The following is a 16,035-nucleotide window of genomic DNA, read 5'->3' on the forward strand; positions in this document are numbered from 1 at the left end:
GCCAGACCAAACAGTCACGCCGACTTGAGCATCTCCCGCACGACGTAGTGCAGGATACCGCCGTGGCGGTAATAAACCGCTTCGTTGGCGGTGTCGATCCGGGACAGTAGTTCACAGGTCTCGGTCTTGCCGTCCGGATAGGTCACCGTCATTTCGAGTGTCTGACCCGGCTTGATGTCACCGGACAGGCCCTTGATGCTGATGGTTTCCTCGCCCGTCAGCTTCAGGCTCTTGCGGTCGACCCCGTCCTTGAACTGCAGCGGCATCACGCCCATACCGATCAGGTTGGAGCGGTGGATACGCTCGTAGGACTCGGCAACCACGGCCTTCACGCCCAGCAAGCGGGTACCTTTCGCAGCCCAGTCACGGCTGGAGCCAGTGCCGTATTCCTTGCCGGCAATGACCACCAGGGGGGTGTCCTCTTCCTGATACTTCATGGCCGCATCGTAGATCGGCATCTGCTCGCCAGTGGGGATGTGTTTGGTGAATCCACCCTCAACGCCGTCCAGCATCTCGTTCCGGATGCGCACGTTGGCGAAGGTGCCACGCATCATCACTTCGTGGTTGCCCCGGCGCGAACCGTAGGAGTTGAAATCTTTCGGTTCCACACCCCGCTCCTGCAGGTATTTCCCCGCCGGGCTGTCGGCTTTGAACGACCCGGCCGGTGAAATATGGTCGGTGGTGACGGAGTCACCCAACAGCGCCAGAATGTTCGCGTCCTTGATATCATCGATGGCGTCCGGCTCTTCCTTCAGGCCTTGGAAGAACGGCGGGTGCTGGATGTAGGTGGACTTGTCGGACCACTCGTACACCTTGCTTTCCGGTACCTTGATGGCCTTCCAGGTGGCATCGCCGTCAAAGACTTCCGCATACTCCTTATGGAACATGTCGGTTTTCACCTTCTCGACCGCTTCGGCGATTTCCTGCTGGCTCGGCCACAGGTCCTTCAGGTACACAGGCTTCCCGTTTTTGTCTTCGCCCAGAGGATCCTTGGAAAGATCCAGGCGCACGTTGCCTGCCAGGGCATAGGCCACTACCAGCGGTGGTGAGGCCAACCAGTTGGTTTTCACCAGTGGGTGCACCCGACCCTCGAAGTTACGGTTACCGGAAAGCACCGAGGCCACGGTAAGATCACCATCGGCAATGGCCTTCTCAACGGCATCCGGCAACGGGCCGGAGTTACCGATACAGGTGGTGCAACCATAACCCACCAGGTTGAAACCAAGCTTGTTGAGGTCGTCCTGGAAACCACCCACCTTCAGGTAATCGGTCACCACCTTGGAGCCCGGTGCCAGGGAGGTTTTCACCCAGGGTTTGGTATCCAGCCCCCTTGCGACCGCTTTCTGGGCAATCAGGCCCGCAGCCATCATCACGCTGGGGTTGGACGTATTGGTGCAGGAGGTGATTGCTGCGATGACCACCGCGCCGGGGTCCAGCCGTGTCTTTTCACCGTTCATTTCCAGCGGCTGACTGGCGGCGTGTTCGTAGCTGTCCTGGACACCAACGGCGGTCTGCCCGCCTTCCGATTCCAGTTTGCCTTCGCGGGACTCTGACGGGCCTTCGGCGGTTTCCATCAGCAGTTCAAACGAGGCCTTCATGTTCTTCAGGGCAACCCGGTCCTGCGGGCGCTTGGGGCCGGCGAGGCTGGCCTCGACGTCACCCATATCAAGTTCCAGGGTGTCGGTGTACACCGGCTCCTGGCCGGGCTGGCGCCAGAGGCCCTGGGCTTTCGCATAGGCTTCCACCAGCTCAAGCTGGTCGTCTTCGCGGCCGGTCAGCTGCATGTATTTGATGGTTTGCTCGTCCACCGGGAAGAAACCACAGGTAGCCCCGTATTCCGGCGCCATGTTGGCAATGGTGGCACGGTCCGCGACGGGCATGTCTTTCAGGCCGTCACCGTAGAATTCCACGAATTTACCCACGACACCTTTCTTGCGCAGCATTTCGGTGACGGTCAGTACCAGATCCGTTGCGGTAATGCCTTCGCGCAGCTTGCCGGTAATCTTGAAGCCGACCACTTCCGGAATCAGCATGGACACAGGCTGGCCCAGCATGGCCGCTTCCGCTTCGATACCACCCACACCCCAGCCGAGGATGCCAAGGCCGTTGATCATGGTGGTGTGTGAGTCTGTTCCCACCAGGGTGTCCGGGTAGGCGATGGTTTTTCCGTCCTGGTCCTTGCTCCACACGGTCTTACCCAGATACTCCAGGTTCACCTGGTGACAGATACCGGTCCCAGGCGGCACCACGCGGAAATTGTCGAACGCCTGCTGGCCCCAACGCAGGAACTCATAGCGTTCCTGATTGCGTTCCATCTCGATGGTAACGTTGTCCTTGAAGGCTGATGGGTCACCGTACTTGTCCACCATCACCGAGTGGTCGATCACCAGATCCACCGGCGACAGCGGATTGATCATTGCCGGGTCCTTGCCGGCTGCCTTGACCGCTTCTCGCATGGCCGCCAGATCCACCACACCGGGGACACCGGTGAAGTCCTGCATCAGCACACGGGCAGGACGAAACTGGATTTCGGTATCGGATTTACGGTCTTTCATCCAATGAACCATCGCATCGATATGGCCCCGGTCCACGGTGGCGTCGTCTTCGTTGCGCAGCAGATTTTCCAGCAACACCTTCAGGGAAAACGGCAACTTGTCGATGTTGCCAAGGGTGTCGGCAGCCTTGGGCAGGCTGTAATAGTGATAGGTCTTGCCGCCAGCCTCCAGGCTGGAAAGGGTATTGAGACTGTCTTTACTCAGGCTTTGTTTCGACATGAGGTGCCTCCTTTTGATGATCCGAAGATTTCGGAAGGCTTAGCAGTAGCCTTTGCATCAGCGTACTGACCGCGGATGGCAATAGACTGATGCAAAGACCCTGATTTTGAAAGTCTCCTATAACTATTGCACCGATTGACCAGACTTCAACTGCGGTTCCGTGAATGTTCGATATTGCGGCGGTGAATACCCCTATCGCCCTCAGGCCTGACGATCCCCATAAAGCTGAGCATAGAGCCCCTGGCGGGCGATCAGCTCGTCATGATGCCCTTCCTCGGTGATGAAGCCGTCCTCGAAAACGTAAACACGGTCGGCCTGTTTCACGGCACTCAGACGATGGGCAATGATCAGGGTGGTGCGTTGACGCAGGAAAGCCTCCAGATCCTGATGCAGCTGAAACTCGGTTTCGGCGTCCAGGGCGGAGGTGGCCTCATCCAGGATCACCACGGAGGGATCCGACAACACCATACGGGCAATGGCCAGCCGCTGGCGCTGGCCACCGGACAAACGCACCCCCTGGCGGCCAATCATGGTATCCAGTTGCTGAGGCATGTCCGCCACGGTCCCGTCCAGTTGCGCGATGGCCAGGGCCTGCCACAGTTCGGCGTCGGTCTTGTCCCGGCCCAGGGTGAGGTTCTGTCGCACGGTGTCGTTGAACAGGGCCGGGTGCTGCAGCACGGTGGCCACGTTCTCCCGCAGACACGGGAGCCCGATGCGCTGGACCGGCACACCACCCAGCAGCACCTGCCCCTGCTGCGGTGTGTACATCCCCAGAATGACCTGTACCAGAGTGGATTTTCCGCCGCCACTGGCGCCCACAACCGCGACTTTCTCTCCCGGTTCAAGGTGAAGGTCAATGCCCTTGAGCACGGATTCCTCACCGTAGCTGAAGTGGATGTCCTTCAGAGTCAGGCCAACGGTGTGACGATCCCTGAAGGGGTTTTCCAGCGCCGGGTAACGGGGCTCCTCCTCCAGCTCCAGCAAGCGGTTGATTCGCCCCAACGCCGCATTGGCGGCGAACCAGGCGTACTGCATATTCAGCATTTCCTGTACCGGCGTGAGCATAAACCACAGGTAGCCGAAGATGGCGAACATCATGCCGATGCTCAGGTCGCTGAACAGGACCGTCACCATCGCCGCCGCGCGGAAGGTGTCGACACCAAACTGGAACAGCGCAAAGCTGGCGCGGGTGGCGGCGTCGCTGCGCCATTCAAACTGTATGGCGTGGTCGCGAACCGTGCGGGCGCGGCTGATCAGCTGGCGCAGGTAGTGCTGTTCCCGGTTAGCCGCCCTGAGCTGGTGGATCGCGTCCAGGGTTTCCGTCAGGTCGCCCTGAAAATCCTCGTAGGCGCTATTCTCCTGACGTTTGAGCTCCTTGACCCGCTTGCCAATGAGCATGGTGGCGAAGATCACCAGAGGATTGAACAGCAGGATCAGTAGCCCCAATTGCCAGTGAACCCACATCAGCACGATGGCGGTTCCGGTGACGGTCAGGCTCGCCACCAGGAAACGGCTGATGGTGGTACCCAGGAACTGATCGATGGTGTCCAGGTCGGTGATGAAATGACTGGTGATGCCGCCCGAGCCACGGGTTTCGTACTCCGACATGGCCACCCGCTGCAGCCGACCCAGCAGCCGGGAACGGATACGAAACACCACATCCTTGGAAATCTTGGAGAACTCACGGGACTGGAGCACGTTGAAGGTGAGCGACAACGACCTTAGCAGAAACGCTGCTACCACCATCAGGCCGATGTAAACCACTGGCAGGTGCCATGCTTCGGGCAGCATCGCCTGCATCACGGGCAGCACCGGGCCGGCCTCATCAAGCAGCACTTCGTCCACCAGTACCGGCAACAGCAGGGGAATAGGCACGCTGACCACCGTGGCCAGTATGGCGAGCATATTCGCTCTCACCAGCCGCGGCTTGTGTTTGAGGGCCAGGGACAGAATACCCCGCCAGGTGTACCGGTTGTCGTTGCGACCCGTGCTGTCCGGCCCGACTGCGTTCAGATCCGCCGCCTGCTCCAAGAAACCTCCGTTAATGCGATGCCACCCACACTGGTACGCTGCAAATTCGGTGACAGTCTACCCGACCTTCTGCCATCATTGCCTCTCAAACCCTCGATGTACCAGAACCGGGCCCATTGTGAAACACGACTGCCATTACCACCCCGGCGAACCCGCAAAATGGCATTGCGGTGACTGCCAGATACACTACTGCACCCGTTGCATGCCGGATGCGGACACCCGAAAACAACACGCCTTGTGCCCCCACTGCAGCCGTGCCATGCGCTATCTCGGTGCCGCCACGGAGGCCGTGCCATTCTGGAACCGGATCGGTGCTTTCTTCCGCTACCCGTTCCACACCGATCCGCTGATGGTTATTGCCATTTGTACGCTGGTGCCCTTGGTCGTCAGCGGCAATCTCATCGGCCTGATCATCACGCTGGTGCTGGCCCTGGCACTGCTGAAGTATACCTATGCCGTTATCAGCCACACCGCCGAGGGTCATATGAAACCGCCTCCGGTAGCAGTGGCATTTACCGGCAGCGGGTTTGACATTGTGATCCTGCAGCTACTGGTGTTTGCGCTTATGGGCGGCATGGTAGCGGCCGCTGCCATGGTTGGCGGGCCGCTGTTGATGTTCCTGGCCGTGGCCTTCGTGATACTGGCCCTGCCCGCCAGCATCATGGTGCTGGCCATGGAGCGCTCGGTCATGGCCGCGGTGAACCCCATGAACCTGGCGGTGCTGATCTCGCGCATCGGCACGCCCTATTTCCTGCTGTATGGCTACCTGATCCTGCTGACCCTGGCGTCCGGGGCAGCCCAGGATTTCGCCCTCACCCACTTCGCTCCGGGTGTTGCCCGTACACTGGCGGGTTTTCTCAACAGCACCTTTACGCTGATCCTGTTTCACATGCTGGGTTACCTGCTGTTCCAGTACCAGGAGGAGCTGGGCTTTGCCAGCGATCTGCAGGATGACGAAAACGCCGGCGAAATGCAGAACCGCGACCGCACCCATCGGTTTGACGCCGACATTGACATGAATCTGAAGGACGGCAACTACGACCGGGTCCAGTCGATGCTCAAGGAAGCCCTGAAACGGGATTCCCAGAACGCCTTTCGGTTAGGGCAGTTGCATCAGCTGCTGACCGCCCGTAATGATATTCCGGAGCTGTATCGGTATCACCCCCGATTGCTGAACATGCTGGCGGAACGGAACGACGGCGAGGGTATAGCGGCGTTGTTGGCGGCTATAGAAACTGTGGAGCCAGGGTTCCGGCTGGAGGACCCCGAGCTGTCAGTGCGCTGCGCCCGTTGCCTGTATCAGCGCGGGCATTTCAAACCGGCGCTGAAGTTACTGCAGGACTTCCACAAGCGTTTCCCGGACAGCGAGGAACTGGCACCGGCCTATCTGCTGGTCGCTCAGGCGCTGGCGAATGGTCTGGGGCAGTGGGAAAAAGCGTCGGCGTTCCTGAATTTCGTCAAGAAACGCTGTCTGAACCATCCTTTGCACGAGCAGGTCGATGTGTACCTGCAGCAGGTTGAGAACCGGGAGCCATTGAAAGGCCCGAAGGCTTCTTTCGCAGTTCAGGAGTAAGGGAGTCAGGCTGATTGTTGGGGAGGCTTTTCCAAAACCGTGCGTAGCCATGGATGGCGGAGCCGAGCGTACATGGATGTATTCACAGCGTGTTTTGGAAAAGTCTCCCCAACAATCGGCCGTCCAACCGTGAGCTAGCCTTCTTGTAACAACTGCCTGTAGTGGCGAGCCTTGGGCGTCATCTCGCGCTTTTCGAACTCCTCGGCCAGCAAGCGGCAGGCTTCGCTGGCCAGGAGCTGATCACCGGCACTGCGCAGGCGTTCGAAGGCTTTCTCCGCGGCTTTCAGGTCGTCATTACGAAGGCAGGTGAACAACACCCGGTTGTGGTCCTCTGCGTCGAGCGGGGCATGGCCCTCGCCTTTGCCCAGGTACTCCTGCCAGATTTCGACCATCCGCTCGGGCTGGCGCCGGCTAAGGGACTCGTTCATCAATTCCTGCGTCCGCTCGCGATATTGCGGCAGGTCCGGGCGCAGTTTCGCCAGCTGATATAAGTGCTCCAACAGGATAGTGCGGTCCGGGTAGTGCTCTCTCAGCGCCTCGAACTGGCGCCGGGCCAGGTCGAAATCCATGCGGCCGAGGCTGGCCATGGCCTGACTGTAGCCGGTGGTGAAACGCTCGTCCTGCTCATCTTCCTCTGGTTCGAAAAACTCTTCCTTCACCTGCAACCAGCTCTTGCCCAGCAGCCAGACCATACCCGCGCCGGCCACCAGGCCACCCGCGTGGGCCATGTAGGCAATGCCCGTGGCTCCGGCGAACCAGTAATCGTAGATTTCCTTGCCCAACCACACGGGCAGGATCGCCAACGCCGGGGCGCGAAAATAATTGAAGTACACACCAACGAAATAGAAGAAGCGGATTCTCTGCAACCCGTAGATGGCCACGTACATGCCCATGAGCCCGGAGATAGACCCGGATGCACCCACCAGGGGTATGTGACTGCCCATGGAAAACGCGGTGAACACCACACCCGACAGAGCGCCACACAACAGGTATGCCAGCAGGAAACGCCCTGCCCCCAGGGCCTTCTCGACGGTGAACCCCAGCAGGAACAGGAACACCAGGTTGCCAATAATATGGCCCCAGCCGCCGTGGAGGAATTGGTAGGTAATCAGCGTGTAGAGGGAAAATTCCGCTGGCACCAGCCCCAGCTGATTGGCGCTGAGCCTGTCCATCAGTTGGGTCTGAATGTCCCCCCGCTGCTTCAGCCATAGGCGGCGCTCGGCCGGCGCCCAGAGCCTGTCCCGGTTCTGCAGCATGTACTGGTAAAACTCATGGTCCGCCAGCAGGCTGTAGGCAACCCACAAGTCCCCGCCCTCTTCTTGCAGTTGCTGGAAGTTCTGCAGGTCGTAGACCCGATTCTGATTGTCTTCAAACTCAATCTGGCGCTCGAGGTAGTCCTCGTATACCGGGGCTTCCAAAGACTTCAGGTCCGATTCCAGATACTGCTCAACCGCTTCTTCAATCAGCCGGTTGTCGTCGCCCTGGTAAAAGAAGAATACCAGCAGGCAAGTCGTGATCAGCCCGAGGGTAACCCAGGGCGGGCGCTTCCAGTTCACGGTGTTTTCGGCGGGGATAATCAGCATGGGCCGTCACAATTCATCATAATTTGTCTCTTGAGAGGTGCTTTTTACCACAGCATGGCCAGTTTTTCGCGTTGTAATGAATCCTGAAGCGGTTTAGCCGGCCACGGGCAAAACAAACTGTGCGCGGCACCACAAACAGGCTACTCTGCGGTTGTCACACGATGGTCATACAAATGACATTCAATCAGGGCAGCCGCAAAGGGGCGAATCGCACGATGCTCGAAACGAGCACGGAGTATGGGTTTCGACCAATCGCCAATTGCCGTTGTCCCGGCCACAGCCAATAGTTGCCGGGACAACAAGAAAAACAGGACGTGCAACCAAGGAAACTGCCATGACTGTACTCATACTGGACAATCCGGATCTACTTGCCAGAGCGGCCATCGAATCAGGCCTGCCAATGCCCTCACTGGCATCGGACGGCACACCCCGCAAACCTCATCGGCTGCGGTTCCATTACGGTTTCAACAAGCATCGACTGGATGAGCAGGACCTGACCATTCTGCGCCAGCACGCGCTCTACCTGCGACACAACCCGGGCGCTACGGTGCGGATCCATGGCCATGCCGATAATTTCGGCGTTAGTGAATACAACCATTTCCTGTCCCGCCTGCGGGCCAGCAGCGCGGCGAAAGTACTGATTCGCGAGGGCGTCAGGGAAAGCCAGATTCTGGTGAGCGGCTGGGGCAGCGATCGCCCGCTGGCGCGGCCGGAAGACCACGCCGCCAACCGCCGGCTGGAACTGGAATACGTCACCATGGAAATGGCGCGGGCGCTCTAGGAGCCCGGCCTTGCAAATAGAAGATCCGGGGGCTGCGTCGCCCCCGCAGGAGACTCAGCCGTAAACCTGGAACACGTTCCAGAGTAGCAACACGGCAATGGCGAGGATGCCAATCCAGGTCAACAGAATGCCTGCCATACGGGCAATATGGGGGCCGCCCCGGCCATTGATCATGCCGAAGGCATGCAACACACGCCCCACCACAAAGGCCATTCCGGTCCAGTACACCAGCCCGCTGGGAACACCGTTCAACTCGGCAATCGCAAGCATCACCAGCCCCAAGGGGGCGTATTCCACCAGGTTCGCCTGGGCGCGGACAGCCGCCTGGAAGTCCCGGTCGTCGGTGACACCCAGGCTCTTTTTATATTTCAGGCGGAAACGGGAAACCATTCCCGACAACACCAGCAGCAACAGCCCGAGAACGGCTGCGAAAACGGCAGAGACAGGTACGATCATGATCAGGCCTTCTTGATCGCGCTGACAACCGCCAGCAGCAACACGGCACCCACTGTGGCGGTAACCAGTTCACCAATGGCGCCCTGCGCAGCCAGGCCCAGCAGGCGGAAAACGAAACCGCCCAGAACGGACCCGACAATACCGATACCGATGTTAGCCAGTACGCCGAAGCCTCGGCCCTTCATGATCAGGCCGGCCAGCCAACCGGCCACACCACCAATAATCAGGAACAGAATCAGATTCATTGCATGCATCTCCGAGCAGCGAAACAGTCCCCGAAAGACTGCCCTGTTTTACCCGGCGCTTCAAGCACTTCCGCAGGGAGGCGGGCAGTTTCGTGGGACACGTTCAGGCGGTAGGTTCGAGGTCCGCGATGGCCGCTTCCATTTGCTGGCGGCACTGGGCCATCAACTGGGGAATATCCGCAACCGTGAGTCCTGCGGTTTCAACCGGCGGAAGCACCCGGATAGCCACCGGTTCGCGGCGGCCGGACCACCCCAGGGTACGATCATAGTACTGGCTGGCGCAGACCATGGTGATGGGCGCACCGGAGGCAATGGCGGCGTGAAAAGCCCCTTTCTTGAATGATTGCAGGCCCCGGCCGCGGCTGCGGGTACCCTCTGGAAAGACCCAGAGGCTCTTGCGGTCACGGCTGATCGCTTCGCTGGTCGCCTGCATCACCGCAACAGCCTTGTGGGAGCGTCCCCGGTTGAGGATGACATTGCCTCCGAGCCAGAACACCTGGCCAAAAAACGGGATCCATATCAGCGACGACTTGCCTACCGTGACGGTGCGGGGCGGCAGCAAATCCCCCATCACGAACAGGTCATCGTTGTGCTGGTGATTGGCAATAACGACCGTGGGCCGGTCCTGCGGCATGTTGTCGGCCCCTTCCAGAGGGCGCTCCATGCCCAGGAGCAAACGACCGACGCGGGCAATCGTTCGTGCCAGCAAGCGGTTGTTGTCCGGATTGAATGGCCGGGCGACATACAGAACCAGTGCAAACAGACAGATGACCGGCACCATCAGCCAGGCCAGCAGTTTTCTTGGCATTCCCATTAACGACAACCCTGATGCAATTTTTGGCGCACAAGTGTACGCCAAAATCAGGTTCCGGCAACAGCCTCCCGGGCCAGGGCGTTATCGGCTTTATTGGCCGTCACCAGGGGCTCGGCTGTGGCCTCCACCACATAGCGTAGCGGACCGTTGTTCTCAAGGCCATCGAAGGGATAACAGGTCACCAGCAACAGCGAATCCCTGGGCAGTTGTGCGGTATTGATTTGCTCGTGCCGGCTATCGACAACGCGAATACGGTCCACCCGGAATGAACGCCAGTCGCCATCGCGATCCTGCAACTTTACCCGGCTGCCGGTTTCCAGATGCTGTAGCCCCCGGAAATGCGTATCGCGGTGGCCCGCAATTACTACCGGGCCCGCCCGGCCGTCGTTGCCCACCACCTGCCCCGGCCCAAAGGCCAGGCTTTCACCGTGCGCGCCGTCCAGCACGATCAGTGACTGGCCGGTTTCAGGCACCATCAGGCGGGCCACTGGCCAGGTGTCTGCCCAGGGCCAGGGCCGGGTTTCCTGCTGCCGCGCCTGGCTTTCAGCCCAGGCCAGCTCCAGAAGCTCCTGCGCCACCAGGGCCTTGAACGGAATCCACAGGCCGACCGCCAGGACAGTCGCGAACGTCGTCGCCAACAGGAGAATCAATCGGTTCATGGGTATACCCTCCGCTTCAGGAGCGTGATCGCGGCCGAGAACATCAGCCCAATCAGGCCAATGGCGATCAGCAGTGGAGACATGGTTGCAGTCTGGGGGTATCGCAACATCGTGCCCTGGCTCCCGGCGGGCAGCAGTGTGGGCACGCTGTCGGTTTCCAGCGCCTCCTGAGACGGTCTGGACGGGGTTTTGTCCTGGGCCAGGAAGCTGGTGTACTTTGTCATCAACTGATGTTCCAGCCCCAAACGGATCACATGCTGGCGCGCGTCATCATCAATCTGGCCGGTCAGCCCACTGTCCATCAGGCTATCGATTTTCTGTTTTGCCCAATGACGATGCAGGCCCTTGCCGTTGGCGGCCTGTTCGAGGCTCAACGACTGTTGCCATTGACTGCCATCCGGAAGACGCCCGGAAACGTCGAGTGCGCCTTCAGCCGGCAGGCCGCGCACAACCTGCACCATGGGCTCCCCCCTGAACAGATCGCCAATTCGGTCAGGGAAGGCTTCGGTTGCAGCGGCCTGGCCCGGCCAACTCACTGCGATATCGGTCAACACCGGCGCCTCCATCTTACCGAACAGCTCGTCCAGCGGGCGGGCCACGTCCGACAGGTCACTGATGGCGGTGTAGGTACCGCGGCCATAGCGTGCAGCTTCACGCATGAAGTGCATGTTGGGGGCAGAACCGATGCCTACGGTGAACAGCCGACTGCTGCCCAGCCCATCACGAATTTTCCCGAAGAGCGCGCTTTCATTACCGACAGCTCCATCGGTAATAAACACCACCTGCCTGACCCTGGCGCGGGACTCCTCGCCACCATCACCGGTCATCTCAAGCGCGGCATCCAGAGCCGAGGCCATCTCGGTGCCACCATCGGCGTTCAGCCCTTTCACGTAACGACGTGCCCGGGCAAGGTTGTTGCCACTGGCGGGAACCGCCTCCATAAACAGTGAGTGGGTCTGACTGTTGAACTGGATAACGTTGAAACGATCATCGGCATCGAGTGTCTCCAGCCCCCGCAACAACGCCTGCCGGGCCTGACGGATGGACTCGCCAGCCATGGAACCAGAGGTGTCGATCACGAACACCAGCTCCCTTGGCAGGCGCTGTTTTCCATTGACGCCGGGCACCACTAACGCCAGCAGGTAGTCCTCACCCTGCCACTGCTCCTGGAAAACGGCGGCTGCGGGCTCCATACCCCGGGCAGGCGCCCAGCGCACGATAAGATCACGGTCCATAAGCACAGCTCGGGATTCCGGCGCCACATCCACGGTGTTGCCGTTCCAGGTACTGGTCACTCGATGACTGGGGCTCGACACACGGCTTACCGGTAGGCCGGCGTTGATTTCCAGGGCAATGGTTGCGCGATGGCTATCCGGGCCCACATCGTCGGGCCGCACCGTGAACGGGCTGATCTGGTCGGCATCCGGCACTGCCGTGGTGGGCGTCGCCCAACCACCCGACCACTGCGCCGGCTCGTTGTCCAGTGCCTGGCCAGGCATGTAGCGCGGTGTCAGCGTGGTGGGCAGGCGCAGTTCGAACTCGCCGGACTGGTAACGCACCGCCTGCTGGTAGTTGAGTTCAACCGTGATGGTTTCTCCGGGGGGGATATTCGCCATACGGGTGGTGAACAGGTTGGGCCGTTGCTGGTCTACACGGGCGACCTTACGGCCTTCCTCCTTCGCCTTGGCGTACTGGCGTTTGGCCTCCTGCTTTTCGTGAATCTCGCCGACAATCACCCGCTCGCCAGCGGTCATGGTCATGCCGTATACGTTCGCATTTTCCGGCAACGGGAACACGAACACGCCTTCCCGCCACTGCTGACTGGTATTACGGAAGCTCTGGCGCAAGCGGGTGTCGGCGATAAGACCGCTGACAGTTACGTTGTAGTCTGTGTTCAACAGGGTTGCCGAGCCCAGTCGCTGGCCGGCATCATCGACAAAATGAAACTCACCGGCGCCTTCGCGTCCGGTTTCGGAGGCCTCTGCGTACACCGGGTGTACAAACAGGAAAAGCAGCACTGCCAGCCACAGGGAAATGCCCTCCAGCCAGCGTCGCAGCCGAGGGGAGATCTTGCTCCCTGTGATACTACCGGCAATCTGCCGCCCGCCATTCGGGGAGGTTGATGAATAGGGTCCCAGGTTGGTCAACAGCATTGTTTCGCTTCCTTGTATCACTGTGGTTGAAAAAGCACGCCTGGTGGCAACTGGCGACTATTTCAGCCCATGGAAGCGGCGATCCGGTGCCACAATCTGGCGATCCGGCGATGAAAAAATGATGAATTGTGGCAAACCCTCTGCTTTACCTTGTTCTGGCCACAGGCCATGGTTAAATAGGAACCCGTACAAACAGGGGAATGGTTGCAGGCTATGAAGCGACACATCGTGCTGATTGAAGATGAACCCGCCATCCGGGAAAACTACCGTGACGCGTTCGAGCGCCGGGGATACCGGGTGTCTGCCTATGGTGACCGCAACAGTGCCTTCCAGGTATTGCGCACCGCCCTGCCGGACCTGGCCATTATCGACGTGGGACTGGGCGATGAGCCCGAGGGCGGCTTTACCCTGTGCCAGGACCTGCGCAGCCTGTCCAAAACCCTGCCGATCATCTTCCTGACCGCCCGCGACAGCGACATCGATTCCGTTCACGGCCTGCGACTGGGTGCCGATGACTATGTCACCAAGGATATGAGCATGGACCACCTGCTGGCCCGGGTTACCGCTCTGCTGCGCAGGGCAGATGCCTGGGCCGAGGCCCTGAAGCAACCGGATGAAGTGGTGCACCGTGGCCGCCTGGCATTAAACGTGGACCGCATGACGGCAGAATGGAATGACCAGCCCATCGACCTGACCGTCACCGAATTCTGGATGCTGCATTCCCTGGTTCAGCACCCGGGCCACGTTCGCAGCCGCGACCAGCTGATGGAAGCCGCCAGCACAGTACTGGACGACAATACGGTGACCTCACATATCAAACGTATACGCCGCAAGTTCCTGCAAATCGACGACGCCTTCGATGGCATTCACACCGCCTACGGCATGGGTTACCGCTGGAACGCCCATGAGGCCTGAGTTTTGACCCTTAAGCGCCAACTCTTCATTGCCAGCCTGTTGATGCTGCTGATTCCCTGGGCGGGCCTGCAGTTCGTGCTGGAGCTGGACCAGGCCCTGCGTGACCAGGCCGCTCGTCAATTGCAGAGCCAGGCCGGACGCACGGCCGGTTTTGCAGCAGAACAACTTGCCGGGACCCCAACGGTTGCTGCGGGTACCAACGTTATCTACGCTGACCTCCTGTCCCGCAGCCCGAATCTGGATGGCTACGGCGACGACTGGCCCGGATATGATGAGGAAGAATCCCGACAGCAGTGGCAAGGCACACAACAGGCCATCGACAAAGACGGACCCGAGTTATCCTGGCAGGCAGCCGTCGATCAAACCCATCTCTACCTCCTGATTCGTGTCAGCGGCAGAACCGCTGACTTCTTCAACCCCGGCAAACCCCGCCAACCCCATGACCAGATCCAACTCCAGGTTATCGGCGATAAGCACACGACGCGGCGCCTGATCCGAACACAGGCGCCAGGGGCCATCAATGCGATTGACCCGGAGCGCGAAGGGGCAACCGACTATCGCATCAGCGGCTACTGGCAGGCGGTCAGCAACGGCTACCAGGCTGAATTGAGAATGCCGCGTCCGGCACCCTCGTCCCGCCTTGGTTTCCAGGTGACATGGCCTACGGAGAAGCCGGTAGCCACCGGTGATGGGCGCGTCTCTGCTGGCCCCACCTCAGCGCACATCGTCACCCGAATGCCACAACTCGAAAACCGACTTGCGGCCATGATTGCTCCGGGCCAGGGCACCTGGGTTCTGGAGCCGGACGGCTGGGTGATTGCTCGCCAGACACGCGACTCCGAAACCGACGAGGCCGAATTCGACAGCCTCAGCCCACTGCAGATCCTGGAACGCATCAGCCTCAACGGCCTGCGGGCACTGGTGAGCTTCTACCAGCCCGAGCCTTCACAACTAAATGCGGAAACCCATCGCATGGACGCCGGGGAACTGCCATCACAGGGGCTGGTTCGTCACCGGGACGGCGACACCTACATGCTGGTGAAACAATCATTGGGCGATGGCCGGATGCTAGTGCTGGAAGAATCACTGGACCAATTGCTGGCGTTGTCCGGCAGCACCCTTGGTTCGGTCATTTCCCGCAGCGTGTTATTGATCATCGGCCTGATGCTGGTTCTACTGGGTTACGCCAGTTGGCTGTCCTGGCGCATTACCCGGCTGCAGCGGGCGGTCAGCGCCAGCATTGACGACGACGGCCGCGTATTGGGCACGCTGCCACCCGCAAAAGCGAAGGACGAACTGGGCGACCTGTCACGACAATTCAGCCAAATGGTGGACCGCCTTCAGGGCTACACAGACTATCTGGAGAGCTTCTCCCGGCGCCTGTCCCACGAACTGAAAACCCCCGTGGCGGTGGTGCGGTCTTCCCTGGAGAATCTGGGGCAAACCACAGACCCGGCTGATCAGGCCAGTTACATCGAACGAGCCCGCTCCGCCACGGATCGTCTCAGCCAGATACTACAAGGGATGAGCGAGGCAGCCCGGCTGGAGCAAAGCTTTGACCACGCCGAAAAGGAAACCTTTGACCTGGCCGAAGTCGCCTCCCAGACCACCCTCGCCTATCAGGAACTGGACCCCGACCACCGTATTCACTACATCGGACCGGCCAACGGTTGTCTATGCCACGGTTCCCCGGAATTGCTGGTGCAGCTTCTGGACAAACTGGTGGACAATGCCCGGGATTTCACACCAGAGCAGGGAAACATTGAAATACGGCTGACGCAGAACGCCCGACAACTGGAACTGAGCGTGTTCAATGAAGGTTCCGCTCTGCCGGAGAACCTCGCCAGTGACATTTTCAGCCCCTTCGTGTCCGTGCGAACCGGCCATCAGGAAGGACACCTGGGCCAGGGCCTGTTGATCGTCAGGTTGATTGCCGAGCACCACAACGGCCAGGTGATGGCCAGCGACGATACCGGTGGCGTGCGTTTTACAGTGCTTTTGCCGTCCCGCCCGCGACCAGAGTCGTAAGCCACAAGTCGTCTTTCGGAACG

At 60.0% G+C, this 16,035-nt stretch carries 12 protein-coding genes; 4 read left to right on the plus strand and 8 right to left on the minus strand.

Translation table 11 applies throughout. The annotated features are described in order from the left end of the window. Positions 1 to 14 precede the first annotated feature (14 nt). Entirely contained in the window at positions 15 to 2,774 is a 2,760-nt protein-coding gene (gene acnA, locus JJO78_RS15330) for an aconitate hydratase AcnA (RefSeq protein ID WP_228210017.1), read from the minus strand. Positions 2,775 to 2,975: 201 nt separating this feature from the next. Further along, positions 2,976 to 4,805, minus strand: coding sequence for an ABC transporter ATP-binding protein (locus JJO78_RS15335; RefSeq protein WP_228210016.1), 1,830 nt, complete (start codon positions 4,803 to 4,805; stop codon positions 2,976 to 2,978). Positions 4,806 to 4,923: 118 nt separating this feature from the next. Here JJO78_RS15335 and JJO78_RS15340 point away from each other — a divergent pair, with 118 nt between their 5' ends. Beyond that, positions 4,924 to 6,378 (plus strand): hypothetical protein, encoded by a 1,455-nt coding sequence (locus JJO78_RS15340; RefSeq protein WP_036211148.1) that lies wholly within the window; start codon positions 4,924 to 4,926, stop codon positions 6,376 to 6,378. A gap of 134 nt (positions 6,379 to 6,512) precedes the next feature. On the opposite strand, the gene JJO78_RS15345 is transcribed toward JJO78_RS15340, so the two are convergent. Further along, on the minus strand, positions 6,513 to 7,961 hold the full coding sequence (locus JJO78_RS15345) for a rhomboid family intramembrane serine protease (protein WP_036211151.1): 1,449 nt from the start codon (positions 7,959 to 7,961) through the stop codon (positions 6,513 to 6,515). A 334-nt stretch (positions 7,962 to 8,295) separates the two neighbouring features. Between JJO78_RS15345 and JJO78_RS15350 the strand changes: the two genes are divergently transcribed. After that, a complete protein-coding gene (locus JJO78_RS15350; RefSeq protein ID WP_041335485.1) occupies positions 8,296 to 8,742 on the plus strand; it encodes an OmpA family protein in 447 nt (148 codons plus the stop codon). A 54-nt stretch (positions 8,743 to 8,796) separates the two neighbouring features. Here JJO78_RS15350 and JJO78_RS15355 read toward each other — a convergent pair whose 3' ends face one another. From JJO78_RS15355 to JJO78_RS15375, 5 genes are all read right to left on the minus strand, one after another. After that, complete coding sequence (locus JJO78_RS15355; protein ID WP_036211157.1) at positions 8,797 to 9,198, minus strand: MAPEG family protein; 402 nt, start codon at positions 9,196 to 9,198, stop codon at positions 8,797 to 8,799. Positions 9,199 to 9,200: 2 nt separating this feature from the next. After that, a complete protein-coding gene (locus JJO78_RS15360) occupies positions 9,201 to 9,443 on the minus strand; it encodes a GlsB/YeaQ/YmgE family stress response membrane protein (RefSeq protein ID WP_007154902.1) in 243 nt (80 codons plus the stop codon). A 103-nt stretch (positions 9,444 to 9,546) separates the two neighbouring features. Beyond that, the gene (locus tag JJO78_RS15365; RefSeq protein WP_075195623.1) at positions 9,547 to 10,257 is read right to left on the minus strand and encodes a lysophospholipid acyltransferase family protein; all 711 of its coding nucleotides are present in this window, start codon (positions 10,255 to 10,257) and stop codon (positions 9,547 to 9,549) included. 47 nt (positions 10,258 to 10,304) lie between these two features. Next, the gene (locus JJO78_RS15370) at positions 10,305 to 10,916 is read right to left on the minus strand and encodes a class GN sortase (RefSeq protein WP_036211163.1); all 612 of its coding nucleotides are present in this window, start codon (positions 10,914 to 10,916) and stop codon (positions 10,305 to 10,307) included. Next, the gene (locus tag JJO78_RS15375; protein ID WP_273623997.1) at positions 10,913 to 13,069 is read right to left on the minus strand and encodes a marine proteobacterial sortase target protein; all 2,157 of its coding nucleotides are present in this window, start codon (positions 13,067 to 13,069) and stop codon (positions 10,913 to 10,915) included. Before JJO78_RS15375 ends, JJO78_RS15370 begins: the two co-directional genes overlap by 4 nt. Positions 13,070 to 13,282: 213 nt before the next feature. Here JJO78_RS15375 and pdsR point away from each other — a divergent pair, with 213 nt between their 5' ends. Both pdsR and JJO78_RS15385 read left to right on the plus strand, forming a co-directional pair. Continuing rightward, positions 13,283 to 13,984: a proteobacterial dedicated sortase system response regulator gene (pdsR, locus tag JJO78_RS15380; protein ID WP_036211169.1), complete on the plus strand. Its 702-nt coding sequence runs from the start codon at positions 13,283 to 13,285 to the stop codon at positions 13,982 to 13,984. A gap of 3 nt (positions 13,985 to 13,987) precedes the next feature. Further along, a complete protein-coding gene (locus JJO78_RS15385) occupies positions 13,988 to 16,012 on the plus strand; it encodes an ATP-binding protein (RefSeq protein WP_273623998.1) in 2,025 nt (674 codons plus the stop codon). Positions 16,013 to 16,035: the final 23 nt, after the last annotated feature.

Origin of the sequence: Marinobacter sp. DS40M6 (assembly GCF_028581595.1) — a bacterium.
In the GTDB taxonomy this organism is placed as follows: domain Bacteria; phylum Pseudomonadota; class Gammaproteobacteria; order Pseudomonadales; family Oleiphilaceae; genus Marinobacter; species Marinobacter salarius.

Excerpts from the sequence above, each read along its gene's own strand:
- JJO78_RS15355 (WP_036211157.1), bottom strand. The coding sequence starts at position 9,198 with ATGATCGTACCTGTCTCTGCCGTTTTCGCAGCCGTTCTCGGGCTGTTG.
- JJO78_RS15345 (WP_036211151.1), bottom strand. The coding sequence starts at position 7,961 with ATGCTGATTATCCCCGCCGAAAACACCGTGAACTGGAAGCGCCCGCCC.
- acnA (WP_228210017.1), bottom strand. The coding sequence starts at position 2,774 with ATGTCGAAACAAAGCCTGAGTAAAGACAGTCTCAATACCCTTTCCAGC.
- JJO78_RS15350 (WP_041335485.1), top strand. The coding sequence starts at position 8,296 with ATGACTGTACTCATACTGGACAATCCGGATCTACTTGCCAGAGCGGCC.
- JJO78_RS15370 (WP_036211163.1), bottom strand. The coding sequence starts at position 10,916 with ATGAACCGATTGATTCTCCTGTTGGCGACGACGTTCGCGACTGTCCTG.
- JJO78_RS15360 (WP_007154902.1), bottom strand. The coding sequence starts at position 9,443 with ATGAATCTGATTCTGTTCCTGATTATTGGTGGTGTGGCCGGTTGGCTG.
- JJO78_RS15365 (WP_075195623.1), bottom strand. The coding sequence starts at position 10,257 with ATGGGAATGCCAAGAAAACTGCTGGCCTGGCTGATGGTGCCGGTCATC.
- pdsR (WP_036211169.1), top strand. The coding sequence starts at position 13,283 with ATGAAGCGACACATCGTGCTGATTGAAGATGAACCCGCCATCCGGGAA.
- JJO78_RS15375 (WP_273623997.1), bottom strand. The coding sequence starts at position 13,069 with ATGCTGTTGACCAACCTGGGACCCTATTCATCAACCTCCCCGAATGGC.